25 protein-coding genes are annotated in these 24,371 nt (G+C 53.8%); 9 read left to right on the forward strand and 16 right to left on the reverse strand.

Annotated features, from left to right (window positions below):
- Positions 1-157 precede the first annotated feature (157 nt).
- From YERSI8AC_RS08685 to YERSI8AC_RS08695, 3 genes are read right to left on the reverse strand one after another with little or no spacing between them, the layout of a single operon-like run.
- Positions 158-550 carry a RidA family protein gene (locus YERSI8AC_RS08685; RefSeq protein ID WP_159176577.1) on the reverse strand — a complete coding sequence of 131 codons (393 nt, stop codon included), beginning with the start codon at positions 548-550 and terminating at the stop codon, positions 158-160.
- Positions 547-2,034 (reverse strand): N-acyl-D-amino-acid deacylase family protein, encoded by a 1,488-nt coding sequence (locus YERSI8AC_RS08690; protein ID WP_159176578.1) that lies wholly within the window; start codon positions 2,032-2,034, stop codon positions 547-549. Before YERSI8AC_RS08690 ends, YERSI8AC_RS08685 begins: the two co-directional genes overlap by 4 nt.
- A 1-nt stretch (position 2,035) precedes the next feature.
- On the reverse strand, positions 2,036-2,899 hold the full coding sequence (locus YERSI8AC_RS08695; RefSeq protein ID WP_009287708.1) for a MurR/RpiR family transcriptional regulator: 864 nt from the start codon (positions 2,897-2,899) through the stop codon (positions 2,036-2,038).
- 113 nt (positions 2,900-3,012) lie between these two features.
- Here YERSI8AC_RS08695 and YERSI8AC_RS08700 point away from each other — a divergent pair, with 113 nt between their 5' ends.
- A complete protein-coding gene (locus YERSI8AC_RS08700; RefSeq protein ID WP_159176579.1) occupies positions 3,013-4,221 on the forward strand; it encodes an amino acid deaminase in 1,209 nt (402 codons plus the stop codon).
- 38 nt (positions 4,222-4,259) lie between these two features.
- Here YERSI8AC_RS08700 and YERSI8AC_RS08705 read toward each other — a convergent pair whose 3' ends face one another.
- The 11 genes from YERSI8AC_RS08705 to YERSI8AC_RS08755 all read right to left on the reverse strand — a co-directional run bounded on the left by YERSI8AC_RS08705 (position 4,260) and on the right by YERSI8AC_RS08755 (position 15,529).
- Positions 4,260-5,054 (reverse strand): IclR family transcriptional regulator, encoded by a 795-nt coding sequence (locus YERSI8AC_RS08705; protein WP_009287709.1) that lies wholly within the window; start codon positions 5,052-5,054, stop codon positions 4,260-4,262.
- Between the two features lie 61 nt (positions 5,055-5,115).
- Entirely contained in the window at positions 5,116-5,868 is a 753-nt protein-coding gene (gene kduD / locus YERSI8AC_RS08710; protein WP_159176580.1) for a 2-dehydro-3-deoxy-D-gluconate 5-dehydrogenase KduD, read from the reverse strand.
- A 24-nt stretch (positions 5,869-5,892) separates the two neighbouring features.
- Complete coding sequence (kduI, locus tag YERSI8AC_RS08715; RefSeq protein ID WP_159176581.1) at positions 5,893-6,723, reverse strand: 5-dehydro-4-deoxy-D-glucuronate isomerase; 831 nt, start codon at positions 6,721-6,723, stop codon at positions 5,893-5,895.
- Positions 6,724-6,756: 33 nt separating this feature from the next.
- Positions 6,757-8,031: a TRAP transporter large permease gene (locus tag YERSI8AC_RS08720; protein ID WP_138800027.1), complete on the reverse strand. Its 1,275-nt coding sequence runs from the start codon at positions 8,029-8,031 to the stop codon at positions 6,757-6,759.
- Complete coding sequence (locus tag YERSI8AC_RS08725; protein ID WP_138800028.1) at positions 8,028-8,570, reverse strand: TRAP transporter small permease; 543 nt, start codon at positions 8,568-8,570, stop codon at positions 8,028-8,030. Before YERSI8AC_RS08725 ends, YERSI8AC_RS08720 begins: the two co-directional genes overlap by 4 nt.
- A complete protein-coding gene (locus tag YERSI8AC_RS08730; RefSeq protein WP_138800029.1) occupies positions 8,570-9,568 on the reverse strand; it encodes a TRAP transporter substrate-binding protein in 999 nt (332 codons plus the stop codon). The genes YERSI8AC_RS08725 and YERSI8AC_RS08730 overlap by 1 nt, the downstream gene beginning before the upstream one ends.
- Before the next feature lie 285 nt (positions 9,569-9,853).
- The gene (locus YERSI8AC_RS08735; protein ID WP_159176582.1) at positions 9,854-10,519 is read right to left on the reverse strand and encodes an HAD family hydrolase; all 666 of its coding nucleotides are present in this window, start codon (positions 10,517-10,519) and stop codon (positions 9,854-9,856) included.
- The gene (locus YERSI8AC_RS08740) at positions 10,516-11,490 is read right to left on the reverse strand and encodes a 2-hydroxyacid dehydrogenase (protein WP_159176583.1); all 975 of its coding nucleotides are present in this window, start codon (positions 11,488-11,490) and stop codon (positions 10,516-10,518) included. The genes YERSI8AC_RS08735 and YERSI8AC_RS08740 overlap by 4 nt, the downstream gene beginning before the upstream one ends.
- 78 nt (positions 11,491-11,568) lie before the next feature.
- On the reverse strand, positions 11,569-12,552 hold the full coding sequence (locus YERSI8AC_RS08745; protein ID WP_159176584.1) for a sugar kinase: 984 nt from the start codon (positions 12,550-12,552) through the stop codon (positions 11,569-11,571).
- A gap of 86 nt (positions 12,553-12,638) precedes the next feature.
- The gene (locus YERSI8AC_RS08750) at positions 12,639-13,655 is read right to left on the reverse strand and encodes a LacI family DNA-binding transcriptional regulator (RefSeq protein WP_159176585.1); all 1,017 of its coding nucleotides are present in this window, start codon (positions 13,653-13,655) and stop codon (positions 12,639-12,641) included.
- 134 nt (positions 13,656-13,789) lie between these two features.
- On the reverse strand, positions 13,790-15,529 hold the full coding sequence (locus tag YERSI8AC_RS08755; protein WP_159176586.1) for an HD domain-containing phosphohydrolase: 1,740 nt from the start codon (positions 15,527-15,529) through the stop codon (positions 13,790-13,792).
- Positions 15,530-15,808: 279 nt separating this feature from the next.
- Between YERSI8AC_RS08755 and YERSI8AC_RS08760 the strand changes: the two genes are divergently transcribed.
- Together YERSI8AC_RS08760 and YERSI8AC_RS08765 are read left to right on the forward strand one after the other, a co-directional pair.
- Entirely contained in the window at positions 15,809-16,648 is an 840-nt protein-coding gene (locus YERSI8AC_RS08760) for a methyltransferase domain-containing protein (RefSeq protein WP_159176587.1), read from the forward strand.
- Positions 16,645-17,649 (forward strand): methyltransferase, encoded by a 1,005-nt coding sequence (locus YERSI8AC_RS08765; protein WP_159176588.1) that lies wholly within the window; start codon positions 16,645-16,647, stop codon positions 17,647-17,649. Before YERSI8AC_RS08760 ends, YERSI8AC_RS08765 begins: the two co-directional genes overlap by 4 nt.
- Positions 17,650-17,672: 23 nt before the next feature.
- Here the strand turns inward: YERSI8AC_RS08765 and YERSI8AC_RS08770 are convergent, their stop codons facing one another.
- Complete coding sequence (locus tag YERSI8AC_RS08770) at positions 17,673-18,428, reverse strand: FadR/GntR family transcriptional regulator (protein ID WP_159176589.1); 756 nt, start codon at positions 18,426-18,428, stop codon at positions 17,673-17,675.
- A gap of 248 nt (positions 18,429-18,676) precedes the next feature.
- Here YERSI8AC_RS08770 and YERSI8AC_RS08775 point away from each other — a divergent pair, with 248 nt between their 5' ends.
- The 4 genes from YERSI8AC_RS08775 to YERSI8AC_RS08790 all read left to right on the forward strand — a co-directional run bounded on the left by YERSI8AC_RS08775 (position 18,677) and on the right by YERSI8AC_RS08790 (position 22,187).
- Positions 18,677-19,417, forward strand: coding sequence for an SDR family oxidoreductase (locus YERSI8AC_RS08775; protein ID WP_022524025.1), 741 nt, complete (start codon positions 18,677-18,679; stop codon positions 19,415-19,417).
- A 22-nt stretch (positions 19,418-19,439) separates the two neighbouring features.
- Entirely contained in the window at positions 19,440-20,282 is an 843-nt protein-coding gene (locus YERSI8AC_RS08780; RefSeq protein WP_027959022.1) for a fumarylacetoacetate hydrolase family protein, read from the forward strand.
- A 23-nt stretch (positions 20,283-20,305) separates the two neighbouring features.
- On the forward strand, positions 20,306-21,328 hold the full coding sequence (locus YERSI8AC_RS08785; protein WP_027959023.1) for a zinc-binding alcohol dehydrogenase family protein: 1,023 nt from the start codon (positions 20,306-20,308) through the stop codon (positions 21,326-21,328).
- A gap of 130 nt (positions 21,329-21,458) precedes the next feature.
- Positions 21,459-22,187 (forward strand): SIMPL domain-containing protein, encoded by a 729-nt coding sequence (locus YERSI8AC_RS08790; protein WP_022524022.1) that lies wholly within the window; start codon positions 21,459-21,461, stop codon positions 22,185-22,187.
- 28 nt (positions 22,188-22,215) lie between these two features.
- Here the strand turns inward: YERSI8AC_RS08790 and greB are convergent, their stop codons facing one another.
- Entirely contained in the window at positions 22,216-22,746 is a 531-nt protein-coding gene (greB, locus tag YERSI8AC_RS08795; protein ID WP_159176590.1) for a transcription elongation factor GreB, read from the reverse strand.
- 173 nt (positions 22,747-22,919) lie between these two features.
- On the opposite strand from greB, the gene YERSI8AC_RS08800 reads away from it, so the two are divergent.
- The gene (locus tag YERSI8AC_RS08800) at positions 22,920-23,579 is read left to right on the forward strand and encodes a hypothetical protein (RefSeq protein ID WP_159176591.1); all 660 of its coding nucleotides are present in this window, start codon (positions 22,920-22,922) and stop codon (positions 23,577-23,579) included.
- 72 nt (positions 23,580-23,651) lie between these two features.
- Complete coding sequence (locus YERSI8AC_RS08805) at positions 23,652-24,371, forward strand: NUDIX domain-containing protein (RefSeq protein ID WP_159176592.1); 720 nt, start codon at positions 23,652-23,654, stop codon at positions 24,369-24,371.

Raw genomic sequence — 24,371 nt, forward strand, 5'->3', positions numbered from 1 at the left:
TAACCTCTTATCGTTGTTTATCCGGCCGTTGCCGCGGCCGAAGGTAGGCAATGGAAGCGATTACCGCGGGGCTTTTTATCCTAATCACGCGGTAATCTGGCGCTGCGCCCTTGCCGGGGTGCGGCGCTTTTTTTTGGGGGTACTTAACGTTGGGTGTTTAGGCGCGATCAGCGCGGAAGCACTTCACGTCAACCTCAACTTTGCAATCCACCACCAGGTCTTGAACGCTGCAGATGCGTGCCGGTGGGTTGTCGCCAAAGACCTCCTTAAACACCTTGTTGAACGAGGTGAAATAGCGCGCATCGGTGAGTACAGTGGTGACATGCACGACGTCTTCAACGCCGAAACCTGCTTCTTGCATGATGGCCAGGCAGTTATCGAAGGCGAGGCGGGTCTGCTCAACAATGCCGCCTTCAACGACTTCGCCGTCGGTCATTGGTGTTTGTCCGGAGACGTATAGCCAGCCACCTGCCTCTACGGCGCGGGCAAAGGGCAGCTTCTGACCGCCGGTGCCTACGCCGCCTTCCGTGCCGTATCGAGTAATGCTCATGATGTTTGCTCCTGGTTGGGTTGAAAGGTGGGGATCGATTGCGAAATGCGCTCTGTTCTGCGTAGCATTCTGCCCGCGCGTTGGTCTGAAATTGTGCCTTGGTGATAGGCGATTTTGCCGTTCACTATGACCATTTCGATGCCTTTAGCGGCTGCGATGGGGGTCTCGTAATTGGCCGTATCTTCAAGCATCGTTAGATCAAAAAGGGTGAGGTCTGCGTAGGCGCCTATGCGGATCACTCCGCGATCCGTTAAGCCGAAATTAGTCGCCGAAAGGCTGGTCATTTTGCGTACCGCTTCGGCCAGTGGCATTAGCTTTAAATCGCGGCTGTAGTGGGCCAGCACACGCGGAAAGGCTCCCCAAAGGCGTGGGTGGGGGTGCGGGTCGTTCGGTAATCCATCGGAACCCACCATGGAGAGCGGGTGCGCTAACACTTGCTGCATATCCGCTTCACTCATGTTGTGGTAAACCGCCCCCGCCGGCTGTAGCTGCTTGGCCGCATCTAACAGTGATACCCCCCATTCGGCGGCGATCTCTTTTAACGGGCGACGCGCCTGCTCAGGGTGCGGTGTCGACCAGGTAATGGTGATCTCAATCTCATCCGTGACCTGGCCCAGATCTAGAGTGGAGGAGCCTGCGGTGTAGGGGTAGCAGTCGCAGTGGGCATGCTGGTGCTGGGCGGCAGTCTCCAGTTTACTCAGCGCTTTACCCGCTCCTCCCCAATTGCCCGCGCCTGCGCATTTAAGGTGCGAGATCACCAGAGGCACCTGGCCATTGCGAGCGGTGGAAAATGCTTCGTCCATGGCACCCAGCAGGCCCGCAAACTCATCTCGAAGATGGGTGGTATATACGCCGCCTGATTGGCCAACGGCTGCCACCAGTGGGGCCATCTCGGCGGTCGGCGCGTGTATCGCGTTACGGTAGGCAAGCCCTGAACTAAGCCCTAGGGCTCCCTCATCCAGCGCTTGGCTTAGCAGCACTTCCATTTGTGCAATTTCTTCAGCAGTGGCAGGGCGGGCGAAGCTGTCCATCACCTGGCTGCGCAGACTCGTATGCCCCACCAAAGCGGCGACGTTAATACTGGGTGCGGCAGCGTCTACGGCATTGGTATAGGCGCTGAAGCTTGGGTAGCGAAAGTCCTCTAGCTTGCCCAGTAAATTCATGGGGTCGGGTACTTCGTGAGTGAGTGTCACGGGGCTCGCACTGATCCCACAGTTACCCACCACCACCGTCGTTACTCCTTGTGTCAGTTTCGGCAGCATCTCTGGGGTACGAATGACATTGGTGTCGTCGTGAGTGTGGACATCGATAAAGCCAGGCGTCAGATAGCGCCCTTCGGCGTCAATCATGGTGGTGGCGGTGGCGTAGGGCATGTCACCGATGGCGCAGATACGCTCGCCTTGAATAGCCACATCGGCACGAAAATGAGCGGCGCCGGAGCCATCCAGTACGTTGGCGTTACGAATCAGCAGGTCGTAAACCATCTTAATCTCCTAGTGGCTGGCGGTTGTCGCCACCGCGATGGTCATCGAGGCTAAGCTTGAGACGACGCAATTTAGTCCGTGAACGCTCTCGGTGGCGCATGGCAAGTTCAAGCGCTAACACATCGATGACCGCCAGCATGGCGTAGCGGGAAGCTGAAGGGTGATAGATAAAGTCGGTTTCCCGAGAGGTGATCGGGAGCACAATGTCGGATGTATCGGCTAAAGGAGAATTCAGGGCGGTGATGGCAATCACTTTTGCGCCGTACTGCCTGGCAATTTGTGCCGACTCCACCATCTCCGGGGTATAGCCAGTGACCGATAGCACAACCACTACGTCATTTGGCTCAAGGGTTGACGCTACCATGCGGGGTAAGAGTGCTTGAGGGTAAGCGCAGATCGCATAGCCAAGACGGACTAAACGGAATTGAAACTCTTGGCAGAGAATGCTGGAACCGCCCCCTGCGCCAAATACCAATATCTGGCGCGCTTTATCCAGCTGTTCGACCGCGCCTGCCACATCGGCCTGGGCGAGCAAGTCACGGTTAAGCGCGAGGGTTTGTGTGGCAATGTCATACACCACGCTTGAGCTGTCTTCGGGGGTCGCTTCTTGTATAAAACGGCGACCTGCTGCTAAAGCGCGTGTTAAGCGCGTTTTTAAGTCGCGCACATTAGTGCAGCCGATAGCGCGTGCAAATCGGGTGACACTGGCATCACTTACCCCGGCGCGCTGGGCGATGTCACCGATGCTTGCTTCGGTGACAAACTCGATGTCAGCAAATATCAGCTCGGCGACTTTTTTTTCAGCTTCACGCAAGGCAGCAAAGTCAGTGGTAATACGTGACAAGATGTCGATTTCCTGGCTCACCGTGGACTCCTAATGGTTGCCTGATTTAAAAAGTATGTTAGTTTCTAACCTTAAGTCAATAGTTGTGAAAGTATCTAACATAGATGCTTTATTAAAAAAGAGGATATGGGCGAATGCAGACAATGGCGTTAGCGATGGATAAAGGCGGTGAGGAATTGGGATCAAACCTTCTATCAGGTGTCAGCCTTCCCGCCGCCGTGGTGCATGAAGGCCCACTGGCTCATAACGTAGAGTGGATGCAACGATTCGCAGAGGCTCACGGTGCTCGCTTGGCGCCCCATGGCAAAACCACCATGACGCCCGCGCTTTTCCATCGACAGCTCCAGGCAGGTGCGTGGGGTATCACACTTGCCACTGCGCCCCAGTGTCGTGCGGCTTTCGCCAATGGCGTTACCCGAATATTGATGGCGAACCAACTGGTGGGTCAGGCAAATATGGCCATTATCGCCAGTCTGATCGAACAGGGCGCTGCGTTTTATTGTGTGGTCGATAGCCAAGAGAATGCGCGCCAGCTCGGGCGCTTTTTTGCTGAGCGGGGCTTGACGTTATCGGTGCTTATTGAGATAGGCGTGGAGGGTGGCCGCTGTGGCTGCCGCAATCAGCAGCAAATTCTTTCGCTGGCGGAGGTGATTGCTAGTGAACCAGCACTTTCTCTGGTGGGCCTGGAGGGCTATGAGGGTGTGGTTCACGGGGATAATCCCGAATCTGGTATTCGTACCTATGCTAAATACCTGGTGGATGTTGCCGTAGAGCTCGAAGCTGCTGGACGCTTTGCTGAAGAGAACCCGATTGTCACCGCGTCAGGTTCCGCCTGGTATGATGTGATTGCAGAGGCCTTTCAGGGCGCACCGCTTCAGGGAAGATTTACCCCCGTGCTACGCCCAGGTTGCTACATCGTCCACGACCATGGGCTTTATCGTGAAGCGCAATCAGCGGTATTAGGCCGCCGGCCGGATTTGCAGCAGGGGCTTGAGCCTGCCCTGGAAGTCTTTGCCCAGGTGCAGTCGCTTCCCGAACCTGGGCTTGCCATTGTGGCGCTAGGTAAGCGTGATATCGGTCATGACCAGCTACCTATTGCCCTGCGTCGGTTCCGGGAAGGAGGTGACCCCTCGCAGCCATTGCCGGTGACTGGTTGGGAAGTGACGAAAATTATGGATCAGCACACCTTTGTGGGCCTTCCGGAAGGGGCTCAAGATGTCGAGGTCGGTGATATTGTCGCCTTTGGCGCCTCTCATCCTTGTTTAACCTTCGATAAATGGCGCCAGATATTGTTAGTGGATGATCAACTAAACGTTAAAGAGCGTATGGCGACCTACTTTTAGCGCCCTGTTATTGAGAAAACCGTTATAGAGAACATCATTTAGCTCGTCGTACCTGCTGGTAGGCGCCCACCAATAGCCAGTGTCAGGGCGTCTGCCAGCTCCCCTAGCTGTTCCCGGCAGCGGTCGATGCTGGGAACTTCCCGATGCATCGCTTCTGGAATCAGAGTGAGATAAGGGATGGTGATAACGGCTTCGATAACGTCATGAACCCCAAAGACAGGGAAGCTGATATTGGTTAACCCTTGGACTTGAGGGCTTGGCCCCACGTGGTAGCCCTGCTGGCGAATCGGATCAAATAGCGCCCGCGTTCGGTCAACCTCTTGTTGCGTTGCATCGCTGGCGGCGAGAATGCGCTCCCGGCGTGGCTCATCCAGAAAGGCCAGCATGACGGCCCCAGAACCGGAGCCGCATATATCGATGTTGGCCCCCAGGCGCAGCCCAAAGCCCATCTTGTCAGGGTTTTCGTACTGGGCCACTACCAATAGATGGCCAGGACGAGCAACGCTAAGATGACACGACTGGGAGATTTCATGGCACAGCTCTTCCATGCGCGGTAGTGCGGCCTGTACTAACCGCTTGGTGGGCGGGAAGCGGTGGGCCATCTCAAACATCTTTAGCGTTAGCTGATAGCGGCTACCGCTATCATCCATGCTGACGTAGCCACGATCCCGCAGCACCATCAGCATGCGGTACATCTCATTGGTTTTACGGCCGATCTGTTCGGCAATCGCTTGGGTGCTTAGCGGCTGGGGAGATTGGGCAAGCAGCTCCAAAATATCCAACCCTTTCTCTAAGGCAGGGGCGTGGTACTGCGTTTCAGCCTTCTCCTTCATTCAAGCTCCCTTACGTGATTGCCAATCGCTCGTTGATCGTGGCGTTAACCAAAACGCTTGGTTAGCGTGCTAGCCAGCCGCCGTCTACCGCCAGGGTATGTCCATGCACGTAGCGGGCGGCATCGGAGCATAAGAATATCACAGCGCCGGCTAAGTCTTCTGGCGTGCCCCAGCGTCCGGCGGGGATTCGGCCAAGAATTTCAGCATGGCGCTGGGGATCGTCGCGCAATGCTTGGGTGTTGTCGGTGGCCATATAGCCAGGGGCGATGCCATTAACGTTGATGTCATGGCCCGCCCACTCATTGGCGAGCAGGCGCGTTAGGCCGAGAATGCCGCTTTTGCTGGCGGTGTAGGAGGGCACACGAATGCCGCCCTGAAACGACAGTAATGAAGCGATATTGACGATCTTGCCCGGCGCTTTGCGCTCGATAAGGTGTTTGGCAACCTGCTGTGCGAGAAAGAAAGCGGCTTTCAAGTTAACATCAATGACGTCATCCCAATCTTGCTCTGAAAATTCAACGGCTGCTGCCCGGCGAATAATCCCCGCATTGTTGACCAGGATATCCACCTTGCCCGCTTGCGCGATCGCCTGTGAGACAATCTCGCTAGGCGCTTGGCTGCCCAGCTCAGCGGTAATGTCGTAAAACTGGCGCCCTAGGGCCTCGACCTGCTGGCGGGTGTCATCAGCAGGGCTGCGGTTGACCCCCACGATATCGGCACCCGCCTGTGCCAGTGCAATGGCAATTCCCTGGCCCAGCCCTTTGTTGCAACCAGTCACCATGGCAACTTGGCCGTTCAGCGAAAATAGCTTCATTGGTCACTCTCCCTGGGTAGTGGTTTAGCGCAGCTCTTTAGAAGCGATAAAGTCCATATCATCGTAGGTCAGGTTTTCACCGCACATACCCCAAATAAAGGTGTAGCGGCGAGTGCCAAAGCCGCAGTGAATCGACCAGCTGGGGTGAATCACGGCTTGTTCGTTGGCAACCACGATATGCCGGGTCTCCCGGGGTTCGCCACACAGGTGGAACACCACATCGTCTTCACTCAAGTCAAAGTAGAAGTACACTTCCATGCGCCGTTCGTGGGTATGGCAGGGCATGGTGTTCCACATACTGCCGGGCTCTAACTGGGTAAGCCCCATGGAGAGCTGGCAGGTATCCAGTACATCGGTATGCAGGTACTTATTAATGGTACGCACATTGCCGGTTTCGGGGTCGCCAAGGGTGGTGGGCGAGGCATCTTCCGGGCGGATATGGCGAAGCTGGTAACGCACATGGGCAGGCGTTGAGTTGATATAAAAGCGCGCGGGCTTGGTCGCATCGAGGCTCTCAAAGCTGACTTCACGGCTCTCTTTGGGAATATACAAGCCGTGGTGGGTGCCCAGATCGACCGTTTCACCGTCGACAGTAATGCGCCCGGGCGCGCCAATGTTAATAACGCCCATTTCCCGCCGCTCTAGAAAATAGTCAACGCCAAGTTCTTTGCCACCGCTCAGGGTAAGCGGCGAATCAGTGGGTACCGCGCCACCGACAATAATGCGGTCGACGTGGCTATAGGTTAGCGACAGTTGCCCAGGCTCCATAATCTTGGTGACCAGCATTTTGTCACGCAGGCCCTGGGTATCGAGGGTTTTAAAATGATCGCTATGAAGCGCTTGGCGAATATCCATATGAATTTCCTTTAATAGTAAAAGTAAATGGGCTCACGAGAACAGCGTGAGCGGCCACAGGGTGATAGCCGGAAAGGTAATGACCAGCAGCATCACCAGGAGGTTTGCGAGCAGAAACGGGAGGGCGCCGCGGAAAATACGCCCAATCGAGAGGCCTGTGATGGATGAGCAGACGTTCAGGCACATGCCCACCGGCGGCGTGACCAAGCCAATAGCCAAGCCACTGATCAACAGGACACCAAACTGCACAGGTGAAATATTGGCCAGGGCAAGCACCGGCAGCACCACTGGGGTAATCAGCAAAATCGCGGGGGTCACATCAATAAAGGTGCCGATCAGTAGCACGGCAGCTGCAATCACCAGCAGGAGCAATATCGGGGTAAGATCCAGCCCGCCTAAAAAGCCTGCCAACAGCTGGGGAATCTGCTCCATCGAGAGAATCCACACGTACAGCTGGCTCATGGCAATAATGATCATCACCGTTGCGCTGGTCATTACGGCAGAGCGAAACAGTGCGGGCAGTTCACGCAGTTTGAGGCTTTTAAATACCACCAAGGCTAGAAACAGCGCATAGCCCACGCCTAACGCGGCGGACTCAGTGGCTGTAGCGACACCGCCGACCACCGCACCCACTACAAACAGAGGAATTAATAGCGCGAGTACCGCACGCTGAATCACCTGGCGGCGCTGTTGCGGGTTTAATCCTGCGTGGGCACGGGGGTAGCCTTGACGACCGGCCATTAGCGCAATGATGCCCATCATCAGCAGGCCAATGAGTAAACCTGGCACAAGGCTCGCCATAAACATGGTGCCGATAGACTGCTGCGCGGTAACAGCGTAGATCACCATGGGCACACTGGGAGGGATGATCATGCCCATGGTGGAAGATGCCACGGTAATACCGCTGGCGGTTTCTACGCTGTATCCCTTGCGTGCCATCTCAGGAATCATGGCGGAACCCACCGACGCCGTATCAGACACAGAAGAGCCCGATATGCCGCCAAAGATCATCGATGTCGAGATATTGACGTGCCCCAGCCCACCTGGAAAACGGCCTACCAACATCAAACAGAAGTCGATCAAGCGAGCGGTAATGCCTGAGGCGTTCATCACCAGCCCCATCAAAATGAACAGCGGCAGGGCAATCATGGTGTACAGATCCATACCGGACAGTACCCGCTGGGGCAGCACGCCAATCAAGCCTGGTTGCATGATCAAAAAGTAAACCAACCCCGAAAGCCCTAGGGAATAAGCGATGGGCACCCCAATCAACAGCAGCACCATCAGGCTAACAAGCAGTAAAATCATGCCTGGCCCTCCTGCGCGCCTTCTCGTTGAGCTGAGGGGCGCTCGCCACCCATTAGCACCGCCAAGGAAAACAGAATGACCAGTAGCGCGCCAATGGGGACACTGATTTGCACTACCCAATTAGGCACATCCAGCACGGCGGAGCGGAAACGGCCCACTTGCCCAATCCAGCTGATACTGAGCCATGCCAAATAGCCATTGAATAGCATCACAAGACAGTGGCGTAAGCGGTTCAGCCAGACGGCTATTGCCGAAGGCAGTGCATCCACAAGCACGCTGATACGGATATGCTCGCCGCGCAAAATGGCGACCGATGCCCCCAGTGCGGTGGAATACACAAAGAGAAAACGCATCACCTCTTCAGCACCGGCAAAGCCAATGCTGAATACGTAGCGCAGTATCACCAGTGCCAAGCAGAGCAGGAAAACCGCCGCAATTAATGCGGCGATCAGATTTTCCAGCAGGCTAGCGAAGCGGCGCATTACCCGCATCAAGGCGGTATCTTCCGCCATCGGCTGCGCCAGTGGAGGTGGATTCATTACTCCAGTACCTCGGCTTGATCAGTCAGTGCGAGCACTTGCTCTAATTGCTCCTGGCTAAAGTCACCACGCTCAACAAAGTGCTCCCAGACAGGAACGACGGCATCTACGAAGCCTTGGCGGTGTTCGTCGGTGATGTCATTAATGCTCATGTGCTCGCCCAGTGTTTCGAGGTAGTTGGCTTCGGAGGCTAGCCAAATTTCGTTGGAGCGGGTCATCGTCTCCTGAGCGACGTCGTCGACGATCAACTGCAGCTCTTCAGGTAGCTGGTCGTACCACTGGGCGCTGATAAAGAAGGGATCAGGATGGATTTGCCAGTTCAGCAATGACATGTACTCCTGAGCTTCATGGAACTTCATATCGGCGATATTGGAGGGCGGGTTTTCTTGCCCATCGACCACGCCTGTGCGCAGCGCCATATAGGTCTCGGTGTAAGGCACTTGCTGGGGGGATGCTCCCAACGCTTCAAATGCCCGCAGCGTGGGTGCCAGTGGCGGGGTGCGAATCTTCAAGCCACGGAGGTCATCAACTTGATTAACGGCGCGAACGTTATTGGTTAACTGGCGCATGCCACCTGCAACGCCGGTTACCGGTATATGCAGCTGGCTTTCTCGTGCGCCTTCATTAATGGCCTGGCCAAGCTCGCCCTCCATCACGTCAATAGCCTGTTCTGGCGTGGTGAACAGGAACGGCATGGTATAGATCAGATAGGCGGGGTTAGCTTGGGCAAACAAACCACCGCGATAGCCCTGAATAAGCCCCATTTGGACTTGCTGAAGTACGTCCTCCTCCTTCCCAAGGGTGCCATTGAAATAGAGCTCGACGGCGATACGCCCATCACTGCGCTCTTCCAGCGCTTCTTTGAAGTAGCGCATGGACTCAGAGCGCGGCGCCTCATCGGTTTGCGAATGAGCGTACTTGAAGGTGAAATCGGCAGCTTGAAGCGACGTGGTGAAGCCAATCGCGAGGCTGGCCATCATTAAGTGGGTTAGGCGCATGGAAGGCTCTCCGTTTTATTGTGATGTTCTTGTTGCGATGCGATGGTTGTTTCTCAAATATAAAATCTTTTTTTATATTTGATGTAAGGCCAAGCTTAACGTCATTACTGTGTAGGTCAATGCTTGGGCTATGCGACATTGGTCGCGATGCATATTTTCAGTACAGAGAGAGGGGGTTATAAGCACGCAGGCGGTGTCGTCGGCAGGCACGGGAAACATGCCTGTCGAGGGCGGGCGTTGGAGAGTTGATTAGCGGCGGTTAATCAGTTAACCAAGCAACCGCGATCAGAAGTGTAGGCGCGCAATGGCGGTGGGAAGCTCGCTGGCGTGGTGGATACCAATCGCCCCTTCGGGGGTGAGTTCTTCATTAGGGAAGTGGTTGAGGTGAATCACGTGCATGCCCGCCGCTAGCCCCGCTTCCACACCCACCGCCGCGTCATCGATCACCACGCACTGCTGAGGAGCATGGCCCATAGCGGCGGCAGCTTTACGGTACAGCTCGGGGTCGGGTTTCCAGACATTGAGGGTATAGGCGCTAAAGAGCTTGTCAGCAAAGTGATGGCCTAGTTCGGTGCTTTCCAGCGCACAGCGAATTTTGCGCTCGGGGCCATTAGAGACCACGGCCTTGGGGTGGCTACTTAACTGTTCCAGTGCGGCGACCATACCAGGAATCGCCACCAGTTCGGCACGCATACGGGCTTCCATACGCGCCCGCATACCTGCCTCAAGCTGGGGAAAGGCATCTTCTGCTAATGTTTGAAAACGCTTTTCCAGGGTTTGGACGATTGTCTGGAAACGCACCCCGCGAAATTCATCCATATATTGACGTGCTGAAAAGGGTAAGCCGAACTCGGGAAGAATATCCCCCATTACCTCGGCAAGCAGTATTTCGCTGTCCACCAGGGTGCCATCGCAATCGAACAGTAAGCACAGGGGCGTGGCAGGCTTCATTGATAGGTTTCCTCGTTGACTAAGCTAATTGGCCGCTCACCCTGGAGTGCTAGACGCATATTATCCACCGCTCGCTGGGCCATGGCGTCGCGGGTCTCATGGGTAGCAGAGCCGATATGCGGCAGGGCGACCACATTGGGCATCTTCGTCAGCGGTGACGCAGCGCGTAGTGGCTCCTGCTCAAATACATCCAGCCCTGCTGCTTGAATAACGCTGGTTTCCAAGGCGTGTATTAAGGCGCTTTCATCGACGACTTTGCCGCGGGCGATATTGATAAAAATGCCTGAAGGCTTCATCAGCGCAAGCTCTTGGGCACCGATCAAATGCTCGGTCTCGGCGGTAAGCGGCACAGTGACACAGACGAAATCGGCTTCAGCCAATAGCTCGTTGAGTTCGCGGCGCTGCGCACCAAGCTCACTCTCTAAATCGGGCTTGGGTGAAGCGTTGGAGTAGAGCACCTGCATACCAAAGCCCAGGGCTCCGCGCCTGGCAACGGCTTGACCGATGCGCCCAAACCCCACCATGCCTAGGGTTTTGCCATGCACATCGCTGCCAAACAGTGCCGGGCCAATGCTGGCTTGCCATTTGTCCGCTTTGACCCACTCGGCTAGTTCAACCACCCGGCGCGCCGCGGCCATGATCAACGCAAAGCCGGTGTCGGCAGTGGTTTCGGTAAGCACATCAGGCGTATTGCACAGCATAATGCCGCGCTTAGTAAGTTCATCAACAGGGATGTTGTCGTAGCCAACAGAGATGGTCGCGATGACTTTCAAGTTGGGCGCTGCGTCCAGCAACTGGGGGGTAATGGCTAAGCCGGAACCGATAATGCCGTGTGTCTCCGCTAATAGAGCACGATTTTCAGGGGCATCAAGCGAGCTGGTTTTCGGCAACACATCCACTTCAAACAAATCGCTAAGTTCAGTCTGTTGAGCGTCGCTGAGTCGTCCTTGAATCACTAGACGTTTTTTCATTGTTATCTCCATGGTGAAAAGCCTGTTATCTAAAACCTGTTATTTAAAACCTGCTATTTAAAAAATAGTGTGTGGCGATTAGCCAATGGGCTGGTCGACTTCAAGCGCTAATAGTTGCTCGCGATTAGGCAAACCTTCCATATCACCCACTACCTGGATGGCTTGGGCGCCAATGAGGTTGCCGCGTTGGGCGGCTTGACGCGCCGTTCTTCCGTCAAGCAGGGCGCTAATGACACCGACGGCGAAGCCATCGCCTGCACCTACGGTATCCACCACCTCAGCAACGTGGCAACCGGCCACTGTAAAGCTCTCTTCTTGCCCATCCAGGTTGCCACGGTAATAGCTACCTTCGGGGCCCAGCTTGATGATCACAGCCGAGGCACCTTGATCCAGATAATAGCCTGCTATGTCGTAAGGCGTCTTCTGCCCGGTGAGAAGCTGGCCCTCTGAAAGCCCAGGCAATACCCAGTCGGCGCGGCTGGCGAGTTCATTAAGGGTCGACCGCATAACGTTTTCGCTGGGCCAAAGTGACGGCCGCAAATTGGGGTCAAAGGAAATACTAGCGCCGTGGGCGCGGGCCTCTTCCATCAAATGATGGCTAAGTTGGCAGGCGCTTTCAGATAATGCTGGGGTAATGCCCGTCGCGTGAAGGTGGTTAAGTGTCTGAAAGTCGACATCCCGGGCGTCGTCAATAGTGAGATGGCTGGCGGCACTGCCACGTCTAAAATATTCAACTCGCGGGTCGGCGCCGTTCTGGGCACGTTCTTTAAAGAGCAGCCCGGTGGGGTGCTGTGCATCGGCGTGAATATAGCGATCATCGATACCTTCCGCTGTTAATGCCGCCTGAATAAACCCTCCAAAGCTGTCGGTTCCCACTCGACTTAACCAGCCCACGTGGAAACCCAGCCTGGAGAGGCCGATAGCGACATTATTATCGGCGCCTGCCAAGCGGCGGTGGAAACGCTCAATGCCGGATAAGTCGCCTGGTGAATCAGCGACAAACATAGCCATAGCTTCGCCGAAGGTGAGAATTTCTGGTGGGTTAGAGAAGGAGTGGGGCATAGTCAGTAATCTCTTCGAGTTGTTCATTATCATCCAATGGGAACGATACCATTTTTGTGGCAATTTTTTAGCACCGACTAAAAAAATTAGCGTTGAGTAGAACCTCGTTCGATCAGAGTAGGTGAAAAACTCAGCGCCGCTGGCATTGATGATACGTGGGGAGCAATGCGATGCATCAAGCATTGAACAGCCGTTTTACCCATTGCATCGGTGGGTTGGGCAAGCGTGGTAATGCCGGGAGAGATCAAAGCGCACCAATCGAGTTCATCAATCCCCATCAAGCCTACCTTGCCAAGCAGTAAGTCCAACTGCTGAAACAGGCGGGTCACGGTTAGGGTGGCAGTGCCATTGCCGCACAAGACAGCGCAAGCGTGCTGTTGCTGGGCGGCTAAAAAGTCGCTTAATTCTTGAAGCGTTGCAGTGCCATCTGAGTTAGCAAGCAGGGAGGATGAATGAATAAGCCCCAACTGCTCGGCAGTGTGGTTAAAGCGGGCCAAGCGTTTTTGTCGGGTGCTTGACTGCTGGGGAGCTTCGCTGACATACAGCACGGCCTGGTAGCCCTGATCGGCCAAGTGTTCTAGCGCCATATCGACCGCCAGGTGATTATCGAGTCCAACCACCTCCGCTTCCACATGATCGACTTCGCGGTCTAGCAGCACAATGGGTGTCCCCTGGCTGATGAAAGTATGTAGTTGGCGTTCAGGGCTGCCGGATGCATTTACCACGAGACCTTCCACCTGATAGGCACCCAACAGGTCTAAATGCTGGCGCTCCTGTTCTGGGTCGTTATCAGTATTACATACTACCAATGAGTAGCCGTATTGGCGGCACGCTTGCTCTACACCATGTGTGATAGCCACTGAAAATGGGTTGCGGATATCTGCCACCAACATACCTAACAATTTAGAGCGACCACCTTTTAACCCGCGTGCCATTTGATTTGGCTGGTAGCCAAGGGTACCTGCCGCATGGGCGATGCGCGCTTGAAGTGAGGGCGAGAGCCGATCACGCTCTTCGCCAAAATAGCGCGATACGCTGGTTTTAGAGGCACCAGCGAGGCGGGCTACTTCAAGAATGGTGGAACGGCGCGGTGTAGGTGGCATAGTGTACTTTAAAATAGAGTGCTTAAATAAATAGCGTTTTGCGTTAAAGTGTCTTCCGTTACATTGTGATTAACGGAATGAAAGTAGCTCAATTTTGGGTGTTTGCTAGGCCAAAAGCAACGGCGTGCGAGCCGCTAAGGGTGATTGGCCATATGAATATTGTAGTCTGTGGGGTTCACCGTGCCCTCAAGACGTCCAATTTGAGTAAAGTCATTATTTTCAAGAACCGTGTCAATAGATGTGTCTCTAAAGGAGAGGTTTTTAATAACGTTAACTTTACACGGCATTCCCTTTGCATCTACATCCATTATCCATGCTAAGAAACCGTTTGAGAACTTTGCTAAGCTACCGATAGGGTATAAGCCAAAGTGTTGGATATACTCTACAAGTAATGACTTTTCATAAATAGTTGGGCAGTTATTAACCCAGCGGTAGGCATCAAGAGGTTGCCGCGGATGCTGACCATTTCGCTCATGGGTTAATTTATTGATTATTTTAATAACACTGATTAGTCGAACACGCTCGGATAACTCTGCAGCCTGCTTTCCTGCTGGATAGCCGCTGCCATCGAGCCGTTCGTTGGCATTGAGGATAATGTCATGGCAGGCTGGGCTGGCGACCCAGCCCAGTGCCGTTAGCTTGTTATTCAGTGCAACAACATGTTCTTTGAGTAGCTCGGCTTGCGATGGAGACATGCGAATTTTAAGTGAGGGGAGCTGTTCGCTAATCAGCAGTGGTTTACCCATGGTGTGTAGTAGGGCGCCCGCTACTGTTTCCCGTGTCTGTGGCGCGTGTGGGTCACGACTGATCAGGATCATCGCTAGCTGGCTACTCACTTGTATGGCATGGCGAACCCACTCGGGTTCATCATGCAAAAAAGCCAGCGCATACTGAAGCCCCCTTCGGTCTTGAGTGACCATATAAAGAAGGCTGTCGACACACTCATAGAGGCTCTCTTCTGGAAATAAGTCTTTGTTTTTAGTAAACATTAACATGACTTGTAGCTGGTGAGCGACTTCAAGAACACCGCGTAGCAGAGGAGATCGTTGGCTACTCTTGGTTTGATCATGCTCTTCTTTGTGCTGCATTTTCTTCTCTTTGGCATCTGCGATGAAAAGCCGCGACTTAGCACGTGAATTGCTATTTTGTAGCCCTGAACGAAAAGCGGCTTCGAACTCAGACTCCGATACATAATGGAAAAGTGTTTCAGCCATTGTGGCTGTCATATTAATAAACTCAATACCGATAGCCGCGTAGTCGTGGCTTCCAAAAGGGCGCATATGACGAATACGCCCCTGAGTATTGAATGTTTCTCCGTTTGGAAACTCGAGTGTTACCTCTGGCAGCGTCTGGTTAACGCTAAGGGCCATGCTGTCTTCGAGGCTGACATACACCATGCAGCCGCCCACTGAAAGGTTACGCACTTTTCCTTCCACATTAAGCTCATGAGCAAAGACTTCAAGGTGCACACGTGCATGCATACCAAGAATAAAAGGAACGCGTAGAGCACCTCTATTATCGGAAGCAAAAATAGAGTTGGGAAGCTGACACTCAAGATGGTAAGTGCAGGCATCTATCTTAATGACGTGTGCAGGTACTTGCTCAATGTTGTAAATTTCTTCTTCTATACCAGGTGAAGGGTGCGAAGCCTCTATGTCAAAGCAAATAGTTTCGTTTTTAAAATATGGAGAAAGCGAATTTCCGGTGTAGTGAATAGCTAAGGTTATTTTTCCGGTATCCAGCTCCATCTTAATTGCCTTCGCTTCTATGGCGTAGGCTGCTTCTTTAGAAAAGATAGAAATAGCATGCTCTTTTTTTAGCAGTGAGCGTATTATCTGCCCAGTGGTATTTTGGTTCGCCGTATCGATAATCATATAAAACCCACCGTATTTATTTTGTTATAATTTATATCGACTTGGTGGTGACTGCTATATGCTTCTATTGCTTGTCACTTCTACCATGATAGGACATTTTTCCTGTGTCGATTAGCTATTATTTCGCTCCAGTTTGCAAACCGATTTATATCTATTTTAAGAGACATTTGTAATGATTTGATAACTTTTGTTTGTGTTTGATGCAGGCCAGACCGCCATTCGGCCGGGTAGGGATAATCAGGTAAACTGCACGCTTTCTTTTACAGCGATGCTCGCGGCATGCCCTCAAACCCTAAATCACTCCATTCTCAATCGAGCAGCTATGAATTAACGCCGTCTGGCGATCGCTATTTCGATGGCCTGGCCGAGAAATTCTCCCGTTCGCTCTATCAGGCGCCCCGGGGCGAGCTGCGTCTCGCAATGCTCGACTACCTGCTACCGGAAATGCTGAATCTAGAGGGGCAGTGCGTGCTGGACGTGGGCGGTGGCCTGGGCCAGCAGGCGGCATGGTTTGCTGAGCGGGGGCACCGGGTCACGATGACTGAGCCCTCAGCAGATATGCTCAGCTACGCAAAAACCTGGCACCGGGATGTTAAAACGTTACCGGAAGAGGCGATTACTTATCTGCAGGTGCCGCTGCAACGGTTAACAGAACAAGCGTCTGGCCCATGGCCGCTGATTACCTGCCATGCAGTGTTGGAGTGGTTGGGTGATCCGCAAGCGGCGCTGGCCACCTTGAGCGATTTATTGGCCCCAGGTGGCCAGCTTAGCTTGATGGTGTTTAATCGCGATGCACTGCGCTTTTCTAATGCAGTCAAAGGCAACCTTGAGAAGGCGTTGAGCGACCGCTTAGCGGGGAAGGGCAAGCGCCAACGATTGACGCCTATTTCGCCTGTTAGTCATGCCGAGGTTGAGCAGTGGAGTGCAGATAACGGCTTAGTGATAGATGCAGTCGCCGGTATCCGCGTTTTTCAAGATTACTTGCGCCATCCTCCCGCCACGCCAGCAGAAACTGAAACGCTGCTGGCGCTGGAAAAAAAGTATTGTCGCCATGACCCCCATTGGCGCTTAGGCCGCTACCTACTTTATACATTAATTAAACCGGAGATCGTTGAATGAGTGCCCAAGCCCCAGCGTGCCAACTGTTAGAGCGGCAAAAAGATAACTATGTAGCGCTGTGGGTCATTGGCCCGCCAGTCGATAGCTGGCTTATTGATCAATCGTCGGGTGTGGTCAGTGGCGATTTTGACGTACTGCGTGAGTGGCAGGCGAAAGGCAAGCAGGCCCGAACGCCTTTTGACTTGGCGGTGGGTGAGCCATTCGGCAAAGAGGTAGTGCTGTTTTGGCCGAAGGCGCATCAGTTAGGTATTTGGTGGCTCAAGTGGTTATGTGAGCAGCTACCTGAAGGCACACCCATTGAAATTGTCGGCGAGCATCAAGGTGGCATTAAACGCGTTCCCAAGATGCTGGAAGAGCTGGGGATGCCTTGGGATAAGCGCGACAACGCCCGGCGCTGTTCACTCTTTGCCACCCAAACCGTGGCATTGGATTCGACTAGCGATAGCGCTTGGCAGCAATTCGAGACATTAGGGCTGACGCTGAACAGCCACCCGGGCGTATTTGGCCACGGCAAAGTCGATGAAGGAACGCTGTTACTGTTGGAAAGCATTGAGAATAGCTTGCCGAAAAAACCGCTCAAAGTGCTGGATATGGGCTGTGGCGATGGGATTATTAGCGCTTGGTTGGCCCAGCGTGGCCATCATGTGACCGCAGTGGACGTCAGCGCTTTTGCGGTAGAGGCGTGTAAGCGCACCTTGGCGGCGAATGGGCTAGAGGGGCGGGTACTCTGCAGTGATGTATTCAGTGCACTTGAAGGTGAGCAGTTTGACTGGATTGTTAGCAACCCGCCTTTCCATAAAGAGCGTGATATCAGTTATGGCCCTAGCCAGCGTTTGATCAGCGCAGCGCCAGAGCATCTCAATGCGGGCGGGCGGTTAATCCTGGTGGCAAATGGCTTTTTGCCCTATCCAGACCTCTTGCAGCGGGCATTTCAAGACTTCCAGACCCTGGCGGATAATCGCCGCTTCAAGGTTTACGGTGCGATTAAGTCACAGCGCTAGGTCTACGGCATTTGATGAGGTACTTACTCAGCAAAGAAAACATTAAGTACGTGATCCAGATGCACTTCCATGGCACGACGAGCAGCCGCCGGGTCACGTTCTTCAATGGCTTCAACGATGCGCTTATGGTCATCCTGGGAGCGCTGCGGCATATCTGTTTCCATAAAGAGTTCCTGGAGTCGACGAAACATGGCGCCGTACTTGTGGCCAAGCAGATGCTTGATGACAAGTGCGTAGGCCGCGTTGCCTGAGGCCTCAGCAATACGAATATGCAGTAATCGATCTCCGGCGCAGTTGCGCCCGCCATTGGCGTTGTCAGACACATTCCGCTCAAATGCCAAACGGATCGCTTTCATATCCTCTTCAGTGGCGTTCATGGCTGCTAACGCGGCAATTTCCGGTTCCAGATAGCGGCGCGTCTGGAGCAGTGAAAAGGGCGGGATCTCTTCGTCCAGATTGAGCTCAATTTCGCTCTCGAACTCTGGGTCTATTGCCCAGGGCTCGGTTCGAGCGGCTGCGCGCATCACCGACTCCATGGGAGTGGAACGCGATTCAAGCACCACGACACCATGGCCGACTCGAACAGCTACCTGCCCAACCACTTCGAGAGCAATCAAGGCCTCTCTCACTGAAGCCCGACTAACGCCAAGAGCTTGGGCAAGCTCTCGCTCGGGGGGTAACAGCGTTCCTGGGGGAAACTCACCATCATTGATTAACTGCTGTAATTGATCAGCAATCTGGCGATAGAGGCGCTGCGGGCGGATGGTTTGAATCGGCATTCGTGGTGTTTCCTATCCGTTTCACTGGTGTTTTTCGACTAAAGTTGATGGCTACTAAAGTTTATTCCCAAAAGCTGCTATTTGGCCTTTTGAGGCTTGTCAGGGTCAAAGTTTCTCGCTCATACTCGGCTCATTGGTCAGGCCATTAGGTGTCTGGATGATTTGGCCTAATGTATGTTCCCATTCTTTTCAAGGTCGTGCCACAGCTTTTAGGGGCGCGCCTTAGCCGTTAGGGATGTGCAAATAACATGAGACTCAAGAACAAAACTGCACTGATCACCGCCGCTGCAAACGGCATTGGGCGTGCTAGCGTCGAGCGCTTTGTTGCCGAGGGCGCACGCGTATTCGCGACAGATATCGATATTGCCAGCTTAGAAGGTATACCGGGTGTTGAAGCTTATCGCCTGGACGTCACGGATAGCCAAGCGATCCACCATTTAGCCGCTTCACTGCCAGCCTTGGATGTACTGTTTAACTGCGCCGGTATGGTGGCAGGTGGCAGCGTACTCGAATGCGACGAGGCCACTTGGCAGCGATCGATGGATCTGAATGTCACTTCAATGTTTCATACCTTGCAGGCTTTTTTACCGGGCATGTTGGCAAAAGAGAGTGGCAGCATCATCAACATGGCTTCCCTGGCATCTAGCATTAAAGGAGTTGCTAATCGCTGCGCTTACGGTACTTCTAAAGCCGCGGTGATCGGACTGACCAAGTCTGTCGCCGCCGACTTTATGACCCAGGGAATTCGCTGCAATGCGATCTGCCCTGGCACCGTTGAGTCTCCCTCTCTCAAACAGCGTATTGCTGAGCAGGCACGTAAAGAGGGGCGCAGTGATGCAGAGGTGCTAGCCTCTTTTATTGCCCGTCAGCCAATGGGTAGGCTGGGGCGAGTGGAGGAAGTGGCTGCGCTGGCGGCTTTTCTGGCTTGTGATGAATCGCAGTTTATTACCGGTACCACGCAATTGATCGATGGTGGTTGGGCTAACTGATTACTTCAGAAGGAATAACAATATGAAACTTTTACGCTTTGGAACGCTGGGCCAGGAAAAGCCGGGCATTCTCGATAGTCAGGGTAAGGTGCGTGATCTTTCCGCCCTCGTTAGCGATGTTGCCGGTGATGTGTTGAGCGACGAAGGGTTGCAGAAACTTCGCGATGTGGATCTCTCTACATTGCCAGAGGTCGCGGCTGATGTGCGTCTGGGGCCTTGTGTTGGTCAGGTGGGCAAATTTATTTGTATTGGTCTCAACTACTCCGATCACGCAGCAGAAACCGGCGCCGAGGTTCCCCCCGAGCCGGTCATTTTCAATAAGTGGACAAGCGCTATCTGTGGTCCCAATGACAATGTGGAGATCCCCCGTGGCTCCAAAAAGACCGATTGGGAAGTCGAGCTTGGGGTAATTATTGGAAAGGGTGGTCGTTACATTGATGAAGCTGAGGCGATGTTACATGTGGCGGGGTTCTGCGTAGTTAATGATGTGTCTGAACGCGAGTTTCAGTTGGAGCGCAGTGGTACTTGGGACAAGGGCAAAGGCTGCGATACGTTTGGCCCCTTGGGGCCCTGGTTAGTTACCCGTGATGAGATTGCTGACCCACACCAGTTAGGTATGTGGCTTGAGGTAGACGGCCAGCGTTACCAGGACGGCAATACACGCACCATGGTGTATCAAGTGCCTTTTCTGATCAGTTACTTGAGTCGTTTCATGAGTTTGCAGCCTGGCGATGTTATCTCAACCGGCACACCTCCCGGTGTGGGTATGGGCCAGAAGCCTGCCGTTTACCTTCGTGATGGGCAGCAAATGCGTTTAGGTATTGAGGGCTTAGGTGTGCAGCGGCAGCGGGTCGTTCAGGCCTAAACATAACGAGGAGAAGCGTGCTTATGGAAGTGCTTATCTGTTCAAAGCCGCAACATCTGGAGCTGCGTCACGCTTCTAAGCCAGAGTGTGCCTCTGGGCATGCCGTGGTACGGATACGCCGTATCGGTATCTGCGGAACGGATATTCATGCTTATGGTGGAAACCAACCCTATTTTGAATACCCCAGGGTGTTAGGCCATGAGCTTGCCGGTGAGATAGTCGAAGTCGCTGATGACCATGACCAGCACTTACTGGGCAAGCAGGTTTATGTCATACCCTACCTGCATTGTGGTGAATGCCGTGCCTGCCAGCAGCATAAAACCAACTGCTGCCAGAACATGCAGGTTATTGGCGTACATCAAGATGGTGGCATGGCGGAGTACCTGGCCGTACCTACCACTCACTTAGTGGTATCTGAAACCCTTAGCATCGATCAATTGGCACTGGTGGAGTGCATGGCAATTGGTGCTCACGCTGTAAGGCGTAGCGTGCTACAAGCGGATGAATTAGCCGTCATCGTGGGTGCGGGGCCTATTGGTATGGGCGTACTCCAGGTCGCTAAAAGCCAGGGTGCGCGTACCTTGATGGTGGATACCAATCCATCACGTCTGGCTTTTTGCCGTGACGTACTGGGTGCCGATGCGGTGGCGAACCCTCAGGAAGTGGAAGTGGCTGCACAGATCAGCAAGCTAAATGGCGGTGCGTTAGCAGATGTGGTGTTTGATGCCACAGGGAGCCCTCGTGCTATGGAGGCTGGGTTCGATCTGGTGGGGCATGGCGGTTGCTATGTTCTGGTGAGTATAGTCAAAGCAGACATTACCTTCAGTGATCCTGATTTCCACAAGAAAGAGTTGACCTTGATCGGCAGCCGTAATGCCACTCGGGAAGACTTTGATAGTGTGGTGTCACTGATGGATAGTGGGGACATCAATGCTGAAGCAATGATTACCCACCGTGCTTACCTTGCTGACGTGCCTGCCCAGATGCCCCAGTGGTGTGACCCCGCTAATCAGGTTATCAAGGCCATGATATCGATTGATCATTAACACTTCTGCATCGTTTCCTCAAACTTGCCACATTCAGCCGCCGACGAAATTACCGGTAAGGTCTATCGTTAAGGACTATGATGCAAATAAGTAGTCGTTAATTTAACGGTAGTGAGTAGGAGTGGCAGCAATGGCGGGAAATATTCGAAATACGGCGGTACTGGGAAGTGCCGTTCTGCTGGGTGGGCTGCTGGCGCTAGGGCTGGTATGGAGCGGTAGTTATATCAAGGGCGCCGCAGAAGTATGGCAGCAGTCGTCACGTAGCGTCACGGTGCGCGGCTTAGCCGAGCGAGAAGTGCCGGCGGATTTGGTGCTGTGGCCGTTCAATTACAGTGTCAGCGCTAATAGCTTGAGTGACCTTGAGCAGCAGTTGTCCAGTGACGAGCAGGCAATTCGCGATTTTCTGGAGGCCCAGGGGTTTGCATCAGAGCATGTTAGCTCCACTCCGCCGCGGATTACCGACCAATATAGCAATCAGTACGGTGGTCAGCGCCCGGATGAGCGCTATCGCGCCGAAGCAACACTGCTACTGCGCTCCCCCGATGTTGAGGGCGTGATCGAGGCAATCCCCAATGCGACTTCACTGGTGCGGGAGGGCGTATTGCTCTCGCCCAGCTACGAATACCGCACGGAGTTTCTATTTACCGGACTTGATGCGATCAAGCCTGAAATGATTGCGGCGGCCACTGCGGATGCGCGTAACGCCGCACAGCAGTTTGCCGAAGATTCCGGTAGCCAAGTGGGCCAGATTCGTCAGGCGACCCAGGGCTACTTCTCCATCGAGGACTTGGACAGCTACACGCCGCAAACCAAACGTGTTCGCGTTGTCACCACGGTGGACTACTCCTTACAAGATTAGGCCCTAGGCGGCGTTAATGGCGCAGGGATTAGCCAGTGTAATCAATGGCGGTGATGGTATAAAACGTATCACCGTTAGGCGTGAGCACTTTTGCTTCATCACCCACCTGTTTACCGAGCAGTGCTTTAGCCATAGGTGCATCGATACTGATCCAGCGCTTTTTGGTGTCGATTTCATCGTGGCCAACGATCCTGAGATGCACCTCACCGCCACTTTCATCCTCCAGGCTTACATGAGCGCCGAAAAACACCTTGCTGGTATCGGCAGGCAGGCGGTCTACGATTTGCAGTTCGTCCAAGCGTTTCGTCAGGTAAGTAATCCGGGCGATAACGCGGTTCAGCTCTTTCTTGTTATAGGTGTAATCGGCGTTTTCACTGCGGTCGCCCTGGGCGGCTGCTTCGCCGACTTTTGCTGAAATATCCGGGCGTTTAACCCGCGATAGGTGATCCAAGATAGCGCGCAAGCGAGCCGCCCCTTCTGGGGTAATCAGATTGCTCTTAGGGGCTTGACGCGGATCTTTGGCTGGATCGCGCCAGCGGGTCATGTTGCGGCCTTTCATTACCTATTCCCCATTGTGTTTCGAGCTATCTACCTTACGTTAATTGCGCGAAGCATACCAAGCAACATGCTACTGGAAAATCATTCAAACGTTTGTTACATTTTTTGCTATATTGAGCGAGAGGCCCGCTATTAGTAGGTCTAACCAGGACAACAATAATGTTAGGAGCATGTATGCGAACTCACTCTTTTTCACGCAACTCTTTGTCACGTTTAATAATCGCCGCCGCCATTGGCAGCGCGCTGATGCTGTCTCCGCTAACCGCCTCTGCCTTTGAAGGCGAGCTGTTTTCGCTTAAAAACAGGTGGGAGCATACCGTGACTGAGATGCCCGCCAACGAGCGCGAGAGCACGTTAAAGGCATTGGCAGGTGAAGCGGAGCAGTTGGCCGAGCAGTACAGCGATGAAGCTGATGTACTTGTCTGGCAGGGAATAGTTCTGGCTTCTTATGCCCGTGAGCGCGGTGGTTTAGGCGCATTAGGAATCGCAGGTGATGCGCGTGACGCGTTAGAAAAGGCGATTGAAATAGATCCTCAGGGGTTGAATGGTTCCGCCTACGTCACGCTAGGTGCGCTTTACGATCGCGCTCCAGGGCGGCCACTCGGTTTTGGCAATAGTGATACCGCTGAACGCATGTTCCAGCGTGCCTTGGAGATCCGCCCAGACGGCATCGATGTGAACTACTACTACGCTGCATTTTTGAAAGAAGAGGGCAATGAGCAGGCCGCTCGCGAGCACGCCCAGCGAGCGGTTAACGGCACCGCTCGAGACAACCGGCAAGTCTCCGATGAAGCGCTACGCCGTGATGCCGAAGCGCTGCTTAAGCAGCTGTAAATCCCCCGCTGAATTGGCATTCCCGGTGGCAAGCATTGATAATAGATCGATTATCACCACCGGGAGTGCCTCATGGCGTCCAACTCCAAGCACGATGCTGTTCAGAATCCTAATTTTCAGCGCCCTCCTTTTAAAAACACGGCTCTTAGCGTTCCAGACTTAAAGCGCAATGATGTTGAGCTGCTTAAGCGGGAGACGCTACACCAGGGGTTTTTCCGCCTGGAAGCCTTAGAGCTTCGTCACCGGCTGTTTGAAGGCGGTTGGAGCGAACCCATGCGTCGTGAAGTGCATAATCGCTTTGATGCAGTGGGTGTGCTGCTCTACGACCCCGAACGCGACTCATTGGTGCTCATTGAGCAGTTTCGTGCCGGCGCCATTGATGATTCCGTTTCTCCCTGGAAGCTCGAGCTCGTGGCTGGTTTGGTCGAAAAAGACGAATCGCTGGAAGATGTGGCGCGTCGCGAGGCGTGGGAGGAGGCCGGTTGTAAAGTGGCCCAACTGACCAAACTTCACACGTATTATCCCAGCCCTGGCGCCTGCAGCGAGCAAGTGACACTATTTTGTGGTTTGGTAGATACCCAAGGATTAGGTGGGATTCATGGCCTAGATGAAGAGCATGAGGATATTCGTGTTCACGTCATGCCTTTTGCCAACGCTTGGGAGCTCTTAGAGAAGGGGCGACTCGACAACGCCATGTGTTTAATTGGTCTACATTGGCTTAATAGCCAGCGAGCCTCACTGCGTGCTGCCTCTCAGCGCGCTTTGATGCAAAGCGAAACCGACGAGGAGTGA

It is taken from the genome of Halomonas sp. 113, from assembly GCF_904067645.1.
GTDB lineage: Bacteria > Pseudomonadota > Gammaproteobacteria > Pseudomonadales > Halomonadaceae > Vreelandella > Vreelandella titanicae.

Excerpts from the sequence above, each read along its gene's own strand:
- YERSI8AC_RS08685 (WP_159176577.1), bottom strand. The coding sequence starts at position 550 with ATGAGCATTACTCGATACGGCACGGAAGGCGGCGTAGGCACCGGCGGT.
- YERSI8AC_RS08690 (WP_159176578.1), bottom strand. The coding sequence starts at position 2,034 with ATGGTTTACGACCTGCTGATTCGTAACGCCAACGTACTGGATGGCTCC.
- YERSI8AC_RS08700 (WP_159176579.1), top strand. The coding sequence starts at position 3,013 with ATGCAGACAATGGCGTTAGCGATGGATAAAGGCGGTGAGGAATTGGGA.
- YERSI8AC_RS08705 (WP_009287709.1), bottom strand. The coding sequence starts at position 5,054 with ATGAAGGAGAAGGCTGAAACGCAGTACCACGCCCCTGCCTTAGAGAAA.
- kduD (WP_159176580.1), bottom strand. The coding sequence starts at position 5,868 with ATGAAGCTATTTTCGCTGAACGGCCAAGTTGCCATGGTGACTGGTTGC.
- kduI (WP_159176581.1), bottom strand. The coding sequence starts at position 6,723 with ATGGATATTCGCCAAGCGCTTCATAGCGATCATTTTAAAACCCTCGAT.
- YERSI8AC_RS08720 (WP_138800027.1), bottom strand. The coding sequence starts at position 8,031 with ATGATTTTACTGCTTGTTAGCCTGATGGTGCTGCTGTTGATTGGGGTG.
- YERSI8AC_RS08725 (WP_138800028.1), bottom strand. The coding sequence starts at position 8,570 with ATGAATCCACCTCCACTGGCGCAGCCGATGGCGGAAGATACCGCCTTG.
- YERSI8AC_RS08730 (WP_138800029.1), bottom strand. The coding sequence starts at position 9,568 with ATGCGCCTAACCCACTTAATGATGGCCAGCCTCGCGATTGGCTTCACC.
- YERSI8AC_RS08735 (WP_159176582.1), bottom strand. The coding sequence starts at position 10,519 with ATGAAGCCTGCCACGCCCCTGTGCTTACTGTTCGATTGCGATGGCACC.
- YERSI8AC_RS08740 (WP_159176583.1), bottom strand. The coding sequence starts at position 11,490 with ATGAAAAAACGTCTAGTGATTCAAGGACGACTCAGCGACGCTCAACAG.
- YERSI8AC_RS08745 (WP_159176584.1), bottom strand. The coding sequence starts at position 12,552 with ATGCCCCACTCCTTCTCTAACCCACCAGAAATTCTCACCTTCGGCGAA.
- YERSI8AC_RS08750 (WP_159176585.1), bottom strand. The coding sequence starts at position 13,655 with ATGCCACCTACACCGCGCCGTTCCACCATTCTTGAAGTAGCCCGCCTC.
- YERSI8AC_RS08755 (WP_159176586.1), bottom strand. The coding sequence starts at position 15,529 with ATGATTATCGATACGGCGAACCAAAATACCACTGGGCAGATAATACGC.
- YERSI8AC_RS08760 (WP_159176587.1), top strand. The coding sequence starts at position 15,809 with ATGCCCTCAAACCCTAAATCACTCCATTCTCAATCGAGCAGCTATGAA.
- YERSI8AC_RS08765 (WP_159176588.1), top strand. The coding sequence starts at position 16,645 with ATGAGTGCCCAAGCCCCAGCGTGCCAACTGTTAGAGCGGCAAAAAGAT.
- YERSI8AC_RS08770 (WP_159176589.1), bottom strand. The coding sequence starts at position 18,428 with ATGCCGATTCAAACCATCCGCCCGCAGCGCCTCTATCGCCAGATTGCT.
- YERSI8AC_RS08775 (WP_022524025.1), top strand. The coding sequence starts at position 18,677 with ATGAGACTCAAGAACAAAACTGCACTGATCACCGCCGCTGCAAACGGC.
- YERSI8AC_RS08780 (WP_027959022.1), top strand. The coding sequence starts at position 19,440 with ATGAAACTTTTACGCTTTGGAACGCTGGGCCAGGAAAAGCCGGGCATT.
- YERSI8AC_RS08785 (WP_027959023.1), top strand. The coding sequence starts at position 20,306 with ATGGAAGTGCTTATCTGTTCAAAGCCGCAACATCTGGAGCTGCGTCAC.
- YERSI8AC_RS08790 (WP_022524022.1), top strand. The coding sequence starts at position 21,459 with ATGGCGGGAAATATTCGAAATACGGCGGTACTGGGAAGTGCCGTTCTG.
- greB (WP_159176590.1), bottom strand. The coding sequence starts at position 22,746 with ATGAAAGGCCGCAACATGACCCGCTGGCGCGATCCAGCCAAAGATCCG.
- YERSI8AC_RS08800 (WP_159176591.1), top strand. The coding sequence starts at position 22,920 with ATGCGAACTCACTCTTTTTCACGCAACTCTTTGTCACGTTTAATAATC.
- YERSI8AC_RS08805 (WP_159176592.1), top strand. The coding sequence starts at position 23,652 with ATGGCGTCCAACTCCAAGCACGATGCTGTTCAGAATCCTAATTTTCAG.